The following is a 12,369-nucleotide window of genomic DNA, read 5'->3' on the forward strand; positions in this document are numbered from 1 at the left end:
TGCGCACCACGCTCATCAACAACCGGGCGGATTTCAAAACCGGCGACGCGCCCAAACCCCTGACGTGCGAGGTTCCGTGCGCCGCGACCTGGCCCGATGCCAGTTGTTGCGGCCAGCAACTGTTGCGCCGATGCCGCCCCGCAACGCGGGCGGGGCTGTTCCTGCTATCTCTTCTTATTCTTCTTATTCAAATTAGTAGTAGTAGATAGGTGCCGCCCCGGCCTGTGGACAGCCCCCTATTTCCGTTTGCGGACAAGCACTTGCATCTCCTCAACCACTGTGCGCACCCATGCTTCCGGGCTGTCGCGCGGAGGCGAACAACATTGCGGGCGGGACCCGCGCTGTGGACAACCCCTTGCTTATGCCGGAACTCTCCCCAGACTTGTGCTTTGACAGCGTGCCAAGGACTTGATAAAGAGGAAAAATTGCGTCTTCGCGGTAGTGCCTGCGAATTAAGCAGACTGTTGATTTCCTTTGTAAATCAATGACTTACAAGGGTCCTACACAGTAGTCCGACAGTTGTCCACATGGTTGCTCAAGATTTGTGGGGAGAAGGTTGTGACGGGGTCATGACGACGTTGCTGTCATGACGAACGCAACGCTCTAGCTCGGAAGTTTTCATTCCCAAGACCGGTAGCATCGACTTCTTGAAACCGAGGGCTCGGAACCTGCGCTCTGCCCCCGGCTGGCAGATCGAAGGTCCGAAAAAGTACCGGATGAATCAGGCAATCGCCAAGCGCGCCTGGACGCGCGACGAACTCATCGCAGCGTTCAATTTGTATTGCCAACTGCCGTTCGGCAAGCTTCACAAGACCAATCCGCAAATCGTCCAGCTCGCCAGGTTGCTGGATCGATCGGCATCCTCGGTCGGAATGAAGTTGGTCAACTTCGCGAGCTTCGATCCGGCCATCACTGCCACCGGCCGTGTGGGACTCAAGGCCGCGTCGCGACTCGACAAGCAGATCTGGGATGAGTTCAATGCGGACTGGGAAGACATGGCGAGCGAGAGCCAAACGGTGCTCGAACGACTGGCTGCCTCTCGTGGAGAGGTTTTGCCGCCCTTGGAGGACGTTCTCGACACACAGGACGCTTTCGCCGAAGGTCGCACTCGAGCAGCCACAGTTAGGGTTCGAATGAACCAGGCGTTCTTCCGGCGAACCGTGTTGGCCAGCTATACGGGACAGTGCTGCGTGAGCGGGCTATCGCAGCCCTCATTGCTGGTTGCAAGCCACATCGTTCCGTGGGGCAAGGACAAGGCGAATCGCCTGAATCCGCGCAACGGCTTGCTGCTATCCGTCCTGCACGACAAGGCGTTCGACCGCGGCCTCATGACCATCGGCGAGGATCACAAGGTCGTCTTGTCCGGCGTGCTCAAACACAACCCTGACGCCTTCTCGCGCCAGGTGTTCATGCCATTGGAGGGACAGCGAATGAGCCTGCCGGAGCGTTTCGAGCCAGACCCGGCATTGCTCGCTCACCATCGCGAAAACATATTCGTGGGGGCCTGATTCACCAAGGTCGAGCGGGAATGCAAACGCCACCCGAAGGTGGCGTTCGACGACAAGCGACCGGAGGGTCCCCGCAGCTGTGGACGTGTGCAAAGTTTTGCCGTCGGCACCGTTGACAATCAACGACATACGCGCCAACAGTGACGGAACTATTGCCGCTATCAGTGGCAGTGTTTTGCCGTTTAGCCGCATGCCCGTCGCAGAGTTTTGCCGATTTGCCGGATGCCTAGCCAACCATATTGCATTCTTGCGAGGCCTGCCCGTTGCATGCAACTGACCGCGTGAATTGTCGCTCGTGTTCCCGTGGAGCGGACGTCCACGTTGCGCCGGTGCAATCCTCATACGTCCAGAAGCAGAAGCCCTGGCTGGAATCGGCTTCGACGAGCATCCGGGGGGCATCGTCAAAATGCGGGCTGAAATTGATGCTCCTTGCACGGTCGACCAAAAGTTGGCGCGGTCGCCACTTCAGCCACTGTCCGATCAGGTCGTCAATCATCAAGCCGCCAGAGCCCGAACGCAACGGCTTCGAGAAACTCCAAAAGGACGCCCGCTCGAGCGCTGCCGCACGCGCCGGAAAAGCCTCAGGATTTTTGGGACTTGCTTGGAAGCTGCTCCAGGGTGCAGATGAGAAGCACGGCATCACGACGACCATCGCACGAGATCGACGTGGTGCAATCAGCGTTCATTGCCGACTCGAAAGTGCAGACAAGGGCAATGCGAAATGACTGGTGGTTGCACCGTTGACTGACCCCCTCGGGGGACATCAAAGGTCGCTCACACCTGAGCGTCCTTAGGCACTTGCGATCTTGCCAGACTCCGCAGCGCAGGCACTTCCCTCTCGAAAGTCAGTTCCATCTTCCTCACGCGATTGACAAGCCAATCAATCATGCTTGACCTCGGCCTCGGAGGCCACAGGAAGGCGCGTCTGCCAAAGCGCTTCGTTTCCCCGGCTGGCTTGCATCGCGACGGACTCCGTCATCTATTTTTGCGTGCGCGACGAATCGAATTCCTAATAAGTATTCGTCTTTCTTGTCCGCTGCGGCAATAGGAAGACCGGGGGACACTCTTCGTAGCTGTGTGTAAACGCCAGTGTAGCGAAGAGGTGTCTATTGAAAGTTAATTGATAGTGTTTCAACCATCAATTGCACGATCGCATTCAAGCGTAGCGCATATTTATGCGGCGAGATCGGCGCTCTGATGGCGCAACGTCCATTTTGCGTTCAATAACTCATGTTGCGTTGAAATGCCAGCAACTCTCTTAAAGACCCTATTGCCTTCCCTTCCTTGCAAAATGCAATTAAGGGGCGATGGAAAGACTGATCACACTTGAGGTCAGGCAGTCTGGTGAATCCCCAAGTACGGGTGCTATCCGATGCAAAGCGAGTCCTTGCTCTTCCCTCAATGGATCAGTGGCTCCGCCAGCGAGGACCCTACACTGTGCATGCGATCTGGAAGCGTTGCTTAACTAGGAGTCTGTAGATGACCATTCCAAGGGAACGGTTTCGCGCAATGCGGTGGGCTCGAGAACTCCTGTGCGAAGTCAAAGTAAACCAGAAGATTCCGTCGCGTGATAGAGCTAGAGCAGCTGCGTTGGCTGATGCATATCCTTCTGATTTCCAGCTCCGCGAGTTAATTCGAAATCAGACCTTTGGGATACCGAAGGACATCGCCCAACCCCTAATTGCGGCGTCGGAGTGGATTTTCGGTTATTCCCATCCGGCATGTTGCGCAGCTTTAATAGCGGTACGTAGGCATCTACCGACGCCTCAAGAAATCACCGGCATGGCTCGAGAGCGTGAACCTGACATTCCTGCTGGATGGAGCACCGTACTTGGCGTGCATCACTGGCTCGCGCCTGACGAGGATTACGTAGACGCTGTCGTCGTTGGCTGGGTGGGCAATGCCTCCGTCGTCATCCCAGAGGAAAAAGCGCAAGGCTGCAGTACAGAGGAACTGCAGCACTTGTGGCCTCAATATTTGATTACCGAATTCACTGCAGGCGTTGATTACAAGCGACTCTCGCTCATGCAACGCGTGCGCTGCACCGTACCTCGCGGTTGGCATTCGGAGGAAGAAGAACATCCACGCATCGCCTCACGCTGCGAGGCAGCTATTAACTCAAATGCGAACGAATGGTTTCAACCTGCAAAAAGCGGTGTTCGCGGCGGCCCAGTGGCGAAGCAATGACCTCAATCATTTTGTTCGCTTGCGTGCCATCTTTGATTTTCAGGGATCTATCCCGTGCGCTTTGGCCATTGTCTCCGCTGGCTTGCGCGGAGTTGATCATGTGGTCGCTTCTATTCATGCCCGCGATCTTTGGTGCGGGATGTCTCATAATTGAACGACATGGGAAACATCAGTGGACAACGGCGAATTGAACTGGCCTGCAGGCCCCCGTATGAGGGTCGGAGTGCATAAGTTCTGACGCACCCTTAATGCGGGCTTGTATATGAGGGTGGTTGACTGCACAACCGGCGCTGTGCGCGGAGGCTACGGATTCGACGATTCCACCACCTGTTCCTTCTTTGAACGGAACGATCACGAGAGTCGACCCTTTTGCTGCAGCGGTGATTATTCTTTCGAGGACTACGTTGAATTTTCATGCTTGAATGGCTGTCAAATCCAGGGGTAATTTTTTGGCTCGTCGGCATGTCGATTGCGGTTTGCTTTGGCCGCTTGTTGAGTGCGACCCACGAGGAAAATGTCAAGCGTGTAGAACAAACAGCCGAGGCGCCCCGCACGGTGTTTCAGCAATTGGCGATGGCTTGCGCGGTTGCGGGGGCGTATGAAAAAGGGACAGAGTACGCTTTGCTCGGGCTTGCCGCCGCACCGGATGATGCGCAGTTGTACGGACTATTGGCAATTAACTATGCAGGGCTTGGCGACATTGCCAATGCCAGGGACGCATTTGCTCGCGCACGTCTACTGGGCACGTGGGTCGAGCGCGCGTTGACGAGTGGTTTCGCAGTTCGCAACCCCGAGCATTTGAAGAAGGCCATGACGTTGCTGCGCATTGCCGCCGGACTCGAAGACAGCGCCGTATTGAGCAACCATCAATGACCTGCGCTTTCGGATGCGTGGCGTCCAGAGCATTCAACCTGGCTGAGACGACGTCATGCAATAAAGGTATTGCCGCACTGGCTTGCAGCGCGAACAACGGCTGCCTCGTCTTCAAGGAAGTCCTTGGGCGCGATTGGCGTACGCGTTGAATCATCCTGCCGCACAAGTCGGCTGCTGGGAAAGTGGAACCACGCCACGAGCGTCCATGGATCGGCGACCGATCCGAACGCTCGGAGGACAGCCTGGATCACCGGTAGCGGCCGCATCGCTGCGTCAAATTGGTAAGCGGGAAATAGGTCTTTTCCGTCGGTGCCAGACACCGCAAAAATGCGCTTGCGCCGCTTCCAATCCGCCACGGCACGTGGATGCGCCTTCGCGGCCCTCTGAATCTCGATTGCGGTGAGCCACTGAGTTTCTCTCGTCAGCGTGTTGATCGTTTTCAATCGCTCGACACGTTCGCGCACAAGATCACAAGAGGGGGTCGCAAGACCAACGATGACTTGCGCGAGGCGATCTGCGTCCTGCAGCAATTGGGGCCCAAGTATCTTCACGGCCTTGTTCAAAGCCTCCGTTAACGAAGCCAAGGTATCGGGAGACGTCGAGATAGCCAGATGCACAACGGCAGTTTCCGCGTCGCAGCGCGGTTCATCTACCTGATCTGAGCCGCCGCGACTTCTCATAACATGCTTTCGCCACGAATGCAGCAGAGTAGCACTTGCTGGCAATTGTGGCGAACGTGCGGACGGCTTACTTACCTCTGCCCTCCGATTGTCTTGTCGATATGGCGGGCCGTAAAAGGTCAGGCGCAGCCTGCAGAAAGTTCATAAGGCATTGGGCGCTTGCGATGGCCAACGCCATAGCAGCCTACTTCTTCGGCGGGTTGTTGTCCCGACCGCCGCCAGAAGGTTCGCCTGTCCTGCTCGGCCAGCCGGCGCGGCTCTCATTGAGGATGACGATTGTTTTCATGAACTTCTCCTTGTCCCGGCGAAAAATGGACGTGCTGCGCCGGCCCGGGACGTTCGCCCGCGCTGCACGAGTTCAAAAGAGTTAGTCAGTCGTCGCCGAAGTCTGGCCAGCCGAAGGGCCGCGGCGGGCCAACAAAAAGTCGGTCCAGCGGAGGCGCCGCGGCCAACTCATCGACACGTTCGTCGAGACGTTTCATCGTCTCGGCGACGTTGTCGTTTCTCCACGGTTGGTCTCGCAGCGAGCCGTCTTCCTGTAGTTCCACCAGTTTGATGCGGTACATCATCCGGCACAGCGGCTTGCGGCCCAGCCGCAATGCGACATGGGGGCGCGCGTCAAGTTCGATGAAGATGGACGCCTCTCCAGCGCTCAGCTTCCAGCATTCGCGCGGCCAGTGCTGTAAGCGTGGCCGTAGCTCCGGCCAAAGCCCTTGGGAGATCCAATTTAAAACGAGACTGTGACTGGCTCCCTCCGCACGAAACCTCTCCAGAAGTTCGTCGTCCAGTTCATCCAAGTCACCCAGCACCACAGCCGCAATCTCTGGTTGAGGCAGCGGCGTGCCCTTGGCAAAGGCTTCCTCTATGTGTTCCGTGCGCACCCGCTCGATGACCAACCGCAGCTGACGCAGTTCCTGCAGCGGCGCACCGACGGCGAAACCGTCAATGAAGTTCGCGTGCGACCAGAATTGAAAGGGCACGTGCGCAAGCTGCTGACGATCGAACCTTGCAGGCGTCGTCCATTTCAGGCCACGCTCCCCAGGCTCAAATCGCACGAGGCTAAGTGTGCGATTGACGTGCGGCCACGTGGGATGTTCCAAATGCACGCGGAACCACGGCGCCTCCTCGCGGAATACAAGGCGGGCGTCGGCGCCCACGGCCGTCGCATATTCGCTTCCATTCGGGCGCAGCCAGCCGAGGACTTCCTGATGCACGCGCCAGATCGCTTCGTCGATGCCAACGACAATCTGTGTGGCGCTTGTACCTATTGCACTTTCTGAAGCGACGAGCCAATACCCGTGGTGGTTCGCAGGCTGCTCAAGATCACGCAAGTCCCAACCAGTTACCTTCCCGAGTTCGTTCAGGCGAACCAACTGGCGCGTGAATTGCGCTAGTTCGATCCGGGTGGCCAGCCTCTCGGCGACCGTATGAGTTGACCCGCCTCGAGCAGCCTCGCTGGAGATAGCCGCTTGCGCGTCCGCGTTCCCAGCTTCAGCTTGGCGTCGCAGTTGCAACTCGATCTCCGTGACACGGTCTGGTGCGGGGCCGCCTTGCAACACAAGTGTCGTAGTGCTCAAGGCGCGCGCCACGCATTCAGCAGTAGCGCGATCCTCGATTCGTCCGGTCGCTTCCCAGCGCCGCCACGTCCGTGCGCGACTCTCGTCCTCGACCATTTTTTCGGGGAGCGCCCGCTTGTGTGCTGCCTCGGGGTCTAGGCCGTGGGCTTCGCGGCTGTCCTTCAGAATGCCTCCATCAATCTGGAAACCTGGTGGCCGGCCACCCTTGGCGCGTTCAGGTGCACTAAAGAGGATGTCTGCGGTTAAGTTCATGACCTGATCTTGTGCCGCTATTGCTGTCCGCACAAGGACATGAACGGACAGAAACGCGCGTTGCGCTGCCTTGGCATCTCTCGCATCGTCCTCTTGCGGCTAGGCATGGCAGGCCCAAAAATCGGCCAGCATGCCAACAGGCAAGGTCCCTCGCGCGTCCCCGGGATCGTCCACGATCAGGCTGAAACGTCGATGGGTTGAAATACGCATCGTGCGGGCCGAAACGCAGCGAAAAATGGAGCGGGGGGATGCCAAACGGAATGCCGGCATTTGGCCGCGGTGCAACTGTGATTGGATCGCTGCCGAGAAGGGCATCATCTTTCGGACATTCCTTCGGCGGGAACATCCGCGCGCGACGAAATTGTGGACGGCGACACTCATCTTGGCCGGCTGAACGACAAGCACGATGGCCGGTGGTGAGGAGTCGAAGGCGGCGTAGCCGCCGTAGACGACGAGCTACCGGCGGCGCCGGTTTGGTGGGGGTTCACGATCGCGGGTTCAGGTCTCAAGAAGAGGTCGGCCCCGTGTCAGGTTCCCGAATCACCGATCAGCAGGTACGCCTCTACATGAACACCCGCAAGAAGAAGTCCCAGGAGTTGGCCGCAGCCAAGGCCGGCATCAGCGAGCGCAGCGCGCGTCGCATCGAGAGCGCGGTGACGCTGCCCTCGCAGAACCCGTGGCGCTACTGGCGCTCCAGACCCGATCCATTCGCTGATGTCTGGGAGACGGAGGTCGTTCCGCTACTCAAGAACGCGCCCAAGTTGATGGCCGTCACGCTGCTGCGTAAGCTCCAGGACGATCACCCGGAGCGCTTCCCGGATGGCATGGTGCGCACGCTGCAGCGGCACATCCGTCAGTGGCGAGCCTTGCAAGGCCCGCCGAAGGAAGTGTTCTTCCCCCAAGACCATGCGCCCGGCCATCAAGGTCTCTCGGACTTCACCGCCATGGGCGACTTGCGCGTCACCATCTCCAACGCGCCCTTCGTCCACATCCTGTACCACTTCGTTCTGGCGTTCTCGCGCTGGGAGCATGTCGAAGTGGTCGAGGGTGGCGAGAGCTTTGAGGCCCTGTCCAAGGGCTTGCAGAACGCTCTCTGGCAAGCTGGCGGCGCGCCGCAGGAGCATCGCAGCGACAGCCTGTCGGCGGCCTTCAAGAACCTGGCCGAGGAAGATGACTTCACCGTGCGCTACACGGCGCTGTTGGACCACTACGGCATGGAGGGCACGCGCAACAACCGGGGCGTGAGCCACGAGAACGGAAGCGTTGAGTCCTCGCATCGGTACCTGAAGGGGGCAATCGACCAGGCGCTGCTGCTGCGCGGACATCGCGACTTCGAGGACCGGCCGGCCTACGAGGGGTTTGTCCGTGAAGCCGTGATGCGACGCAACCGGCGCAACGCCGCTGCGTTTCGCATCGAGCGCGAGCAATTGCAGGATCTGCCCCAGCGGCGCACCACCGACTTCGTCGAGGAGGAGGCACGCGTCACCCGATGCGGCACCTTCACCGTGCGCGCGATCCTCTACAGCGCGCCGTCGCGGCTGATCGGCCATCGCCTGAAGGTGCGGCTGTACAGCGACCGCCTGGATTGCTACCTCTCCGGGGCGCTGGTCCTGACGCTCGCGCGCGGCACGCGCTCGCCCGGCACCTCCCGCGGCCGGGTGATCGACTACAGACACTTCATCGAAGAGCTCAAGCGCAAGCCACAGGCGTTCAAGGGCTTGTTGTTCCGTGACGCGTTGTTCCCGCGTGAGGCGTACCGCCGCACCTGGGAGCAACTCGACCTGAAGCTGACACGACGCCAAGCCTGCCAGACCATCGTGGCGCTGCTGGAGATGGCCGCGTGCGACGGCGTAGAGGGCGTGCTGGCCGAGCGACTCGATACGCTGCGCCTGGCCGGCGAGTTACCCGACGTGAAGCGCTTGCGGGATGAGTTTGCCCCGCGCAAAACCGAGGTGCCCCAGATTACGATCGAGATGCCCTCGCCGAGCCGGTACGACGCGCTATTACCTAGCGAACATGAAGACGAGCCGGAAGAGGTGCCAGCATGACCGCCGCTGCATTCGAGCCCGGGCGCAACGCCTTGATGCTCAACGAGTTGCGCCTGCCGACGATCGGCAGGCTGTGGTCAGACTTCGCGGAGCGCTCGGACAAGGAGGGCTGGCCAGCGAGTCGCTTCCTGGGCACCCTGCTGGAGCACGAGGTAGCCGAACGCGCGAAGCGCCGCATTGAGCGCCATCGCGTCGACTCGCGCCTGGATGTGACCAAGACCTTGAGCAGCTTCGAGTTCGCCGAGGTGCCGATGCTGTCGAAGGCCCATGTCATGGCGCTGGCCAGCGGGGATTCATGGCTCGAGAAGGGAGCCAACATTCTGATTTTTGGTCCGCCAGGCGTCGGCAAGAGCCACGTCGGTTGCGGTATCGGCCATGCGCTGATCGAGGCCGGTAGGCGCGTGCTGTACATGCGCACCAGCGAGTTGGTGCAGCGCCTGCAGACTGCTCGCCAGACTCTGCAGTTGCCCCAAGCGCTTGCCAAGCTCGACCGCTACGACTTGCTGATTCTTGACGACATCTCGTATGTGCGGAAGGACCAGGCCGAGACCAGCGTGCTGTTCGAACTGATCGCCGAGCGCTACGAGCGACGCAGCATTCTCATCACCGCCAACCAGCCGTTCTCGGGGTGGGACACCGTATTCCCCGATGCCGGCATGACCGTGGCCGCCATCGATCGGCTGGTTCATCACTCGACGATCTTTGAGCTGAACAACGTGGAGAGCTACCGCGGCAAGGTGGCCGCCCGGGAACAGAAGGTCCAACGCGACAACGACAAGACGAATCGCCGGCGTCAATCATCCAGTGACAACGACACCCAGCCCTAAGGAGCGACAACCATAGCCCCATAAAAAAACGACATTCACCCCTGCCCAACCGGCCAAGATGAATGTCGTTTAGCCGGCCATGCTGCTTGACGCTATCCAAAATTGTCTCTTGGATCATGTTGGAGCTGGAGATGAAGCGCAGTGCACTGTACGCAATGGTCTGGGCGAAACCCATGACTCAGTTGGCGGCCGAGTTGGGCATATCGGATGTGGGCTTGGCCAAGGCGTGTCGCCGCCACGCGGTGCCGGCGCCGCCCCGAGGCTATTGGGCCAAGCTCAAGGCAGGCCAGAAGCCGCCACAAACACCGTTGCCAACGCCGGAGTTGGACGTGGTCGTGCAATTTGCGCAAAGTGATCCGGCGGAGCGGGAGCGACAGCGAATCATGGAGCGAAAGCGTACAGAGGTGCTCAATGCCGTTGCCACCCCTACGGTGACGAGGGTCGTCGCCCAGTTCTCCGTGCAGCTAGATGACGCTCATCCGCTGGTAAAAGCCAGCCAGCGATATTGCGAGCGCATCCCTAGATTGATCGAACAGTACAAGCGGCGGGGGGTTCACGCTTGGAGCTTGACGAAGCAGGAAGATCGTCCGCCCAGCGACAGCTATGGCCGCTACAGCTTGCTTCATCACGGGCTCTTGGACATTACCGCCTCCTTGGACCTGATGCCCTGGGTCTTGCAGTTTCACGCCTCGATTTTCCGTGGACTTGTGGCGGGCGGCATGGCAATAGCTCGACGCGAAGCGCCGACGGGGCGCCCGATCAGCAGGTCAGAGGGGCCGGCTATCGAGGCTCGGTTCAAGGGTGAGATCTTTACGATTCAGTTTTCGCAGGGCTATCGACGTGCCTACCTGGATGCCGACGAACTTGCAAAGAAGAGGAAGGAGTCATCGTGGGCGCGCGAGTACGAAACTCAGCCTTCCGAGAAGCTGACCTTTACCATCTCCGGTAGTGAATATCGCGCGAAGAAGACATGGCAAGGGACGCAAGAAAAACTGCAGGACCAAGTCGAGGATATTGTGCGTACCGCGTTTCAGCTCGTGCCGTTGCAAATGGAAATGCGCGAAGAGCGTGAAGCTGCGGCGGCCATTGCCAAGCGTGAGGAAGAGGCTCGCGCATTGGTGCGCCGACAAAATGAGGCGAAGGCAGAGCAACTCAAACAAGCTTTTCTCATGGTCGATGCCGATGAACGTACTCGCCGCCTAAAGGACTTTCTGCTGCGCCTTGAAGAGTTGGCCGATGAACTTCAACCACCCTACGACGAGCGGGCCAAGGTCTGGGTGAAGGTCGTCAGGAAGGAGCTTGACGCGCGAAATCCCATGGAGGAAATTTTGCAGCGCTGCCTTTCGGTTCCGTCGTGGAGCAAATGGCCACCGGATTGGTGGCCCGCGGAGTCGGGAGGTCAAACGATGGAGTAACCATCGGACACGGCTCCAATTAGACGCAACCAGCGCAAGAGTTGTGCTTAACTTGAATCATGCCGAGGGCTTTCGGGCGCTATCCGGCATGATCGACAGTGCCGAAAGTAGCCTCCTACATGCAGCAGGCGACATCTAAAACTATCCCGCACGAGGCCAGTTTCTGATGTTGCCTGACGCCATGAAATATCGTCTGTCGTACGTGCCGACGGATGCCGCAGCGAAGTCATCACCCCGGCCGACAATGCCGGCGCCGATGCACGCCGAGCGTGCGCCAGTTCGCCAAGCTTCGGATGAAAGTGGTGGGTGCCTGGACTTTCCAAGAAACCGGCAGACTGCCTTGTGAAATCACGATGGAAGAGAGATGCCGCCAAGAGCAAAAAACGGAAACACCGAGCGGATGCACCGGATCCTGGCCATCGTGCGTCAAAAGAATGGCGCCACGATGCAGGAGCTTATGGGCGAACTCGAAGTCTCAATGTCCACGATCAAGCGTGACATTGACGTGCTTCGAGACCGCATGGGCTGCCCCATCAACTTCGACCATGACGGCAACAAGTGGGTTATCGGCACCCTGCCTAGCGGCAAGCGATTTGAGCTGCCGGGTCTGTGGTTCAACGCCAGCGAGGTCTACGCGCTCCTGGCCATGCAACACTTGCTGAAGGGCGTTGAGCCTGGGCTTCTGGAGCCACACCTCCAGCCGTTGAAAGATAAGCTGGAAGCCATGCTGGGGGAATCGCCGGCGAAAGCCAAAGACATAGAGAAGCGCATCAAGCTCATACATTTCGCCGGCCGGCGCGTTGAGGTGAAGAACTTCGAGCTCTTGACAGAGGCCGTCCTAGAGCGCAGGCGCGTGGTGATGCGCTACTTCAACCGTGACAAGGGCGAGGCGACAAAGCGCGAGGTTTCACCATTGCGCATCGTCCACTACCGGGAGAATTGGCTGCTGGACGCGTGGTGCCATCTTCGAAACGAGCTCCGCTCGTTCGCCTTGGACGCGAT

Annotated in this window: 10 protein-coding genes; 8 read left to right on the plus strand and 2 right to left on the minus strand. The window is 59.2% G+C overall.

The window, feature by feature from the left end:
• Nucleotides 1-716: 716 nt before the first annotated feature.
• From HB681_RS32810 to HB681_RS32825, 4 genes are all read left to right on the plus strand, one after another.
• Entirely contained in the window at nt 717-1,508 is a 792-nt protein-coding gene (locus HB681_RS32810; RefSeq protein ID WP_213959073.1) for an HNH endonuclease, read from the plus strand.
• A gap of 329 nt (nt 1,509-1,837) precedes the next feature.
• Complete coding sequence (locus HB681_RS32815) at nt 1,838-2,233, plus strand: hypothetical protein (protein ID WP_213959074.1); 396 nt, start codon at nt 1,838-1,840, stop codon at nt 2,231-2,233.
• Between the two features lie 754 nt (nt 2,234-2,987).
• A complete protein-coding gene (locus tag HB681_RS32820) occupies nt 2,988-3,695 on the plus strand; it encodes a BPSL0761 family protein (protein WP_213959075.1) in 708 nt (235 codons plus the stop codon).
• A gap of 414 nt (nt 3,696-4,109) precedes the next feature.
• Complete coding sequence (locus tag HB681_RS32825) at nt 4,110-4,568, plus strand: hypothetical protein (RefSeq protein WP_213959076.1); 459 nt, start codon at nt 4,110-4,112, stop codon at nt 4,566-4,568.
• A 53-nt stretch (nt 4,569-4,621) separates the two neighbouring features.
• Here the strand turns inward: HB681_RS32825 and HB681_RS32830 are convergent, their stop codons facing one another.
• Together HB681_RS32830 and HB681_RS32835 are read right to left on the minus strand one after the other, a co-directional pair.
• Nucleotides 4,622-5,248 carry a hypothetical protein gene (locus HB681_RS32830; RefSeq protein ID WP_213959077.1) on the minus strand — a complete coding sequence of 209 codons (627 nt, stop codon included), beginning with the start codon at nt 5,246-5,248 and terminating at the stop codon, nt 4,622-4,624.
• Between the two features lie 371 nt (nt 5,249-5,619).
• Nucleotides 5,620-7,077, minus strand: coding sequence for a hypothetical protein (locus HB681_RS32835; protein ID WP_213959078.1), 1,458 nt, complete (start codon nt 7,075-7,077; stop codon nt 5,620-5,622).
• 524 nt (nt 7,078-7,601) lie between these two features.
• Here HB681_RS32835 and istA point away from each other — a divergent pair.
• The 4 genes from istA to HB681_RS32855 form a co-directional block, all read left to right on the plus strand.
• On the plus strand, nt 7,602-9,125 hold the full coding sequence (gene istA, locus HB681_RS32840) for an IS21 family transposase (RefSeq protein WP_213959079.1): 1,524 nt from the start codon (nt 7,602-7,604) through the stop codon (nt 9,123-9,125).
• Nucleotides 9,122-9,952 (plus strand): IS21-like element helper ATPase IstB, encoded by an 831-nt coding sequence (gene istB / locus HB681_RS32845; RefSeq protein WP_213959080.1) that lies wholly within the window; start codon nt 9,122-9,124, stop codon nt 9,950-9,952. The genes istA and istB overlap by 4 nt, the downstream gene beginning before the upstream one ends.
• Nucleotides 9,953-10,083: 131 nt before the next feature.
• On the plus strand, nt 10,084-11,367 hold the full coding sequence (locus HB681_RS32850) for a hypothetical protein (RefSeq protein ID WP_213959081.1): 1,284 nt from the start codon (nt 10,084-10,086) through the stop codon (nt 11,365-11,367).
• Between the two features lie 364 nt (nt 11,368-11,731).
• A partial coding sequence (locus HB681_RS32855) for a WYL domain-containing protein (RefSeq protein ID WP_213959082.1) occupies nt 11,732-12,369 on the plus strand: 638 nt, incomplete at its 3' end.

Source organism: Variovorax sp. dw_954 (assembly GCF_018449755.1).
In the GTDB taxonomy this organism is placed as follows: Bacteria; Pseudomonadota; Gammaproteobacteria; order Burkholderiales; family Burkholderiaceae_C; genus Variovorax.

Coding starts and splice junctions, on each gene's coding strand:
- HB681_RS32810 (WP_213959073.1), top strand. CDS start 717: ATGAATCAGGCAATCGCCAAGCGCGCCTGGACGCGCGACGAACTCATC.
- HB681_RS32820 (WP_213959075.1), top strand. CDS start 2,988: ATGACCATTCCAAGGGAACGGTTTCGCGCAATGCGGTGGGCTCGAGAA.
- HB681_RS32825 (WP_213959076.1), top strand. CDS start 4,110: ATGCTTGAATGGCTGTCAAATCCAGGGGTAATTTTTTGGCTCGTCGGC.
- HB681_RS32830 (WP_213959077.1), bottom strand. CDS start 5,248: ATGAGAAGTCGCGGCGGCTCAGATCAGGTAGATGAACCGCGCTGCGAC.
- HB681_RS32835 (WP_213959078.1), bottom strand. CDS start 7,077: ATGAACTTAACCGCAGACATCCTCTTTAGTGCACCTGAACGCGCCAAG.
- istB (WP_213959080.1), top strand. CDS start 9,122: ATGACCGCCGCTGCATTCGAGCCCGGGCGCAACGCCTTGATGCTCAAC.
- HB681_RS32850 (WP_213959081.1), top strand. CDS start 10,084: ATGAAGCGCAGTGCACTGTACGCAATGGTCTGGGCGAAACCCATGACT.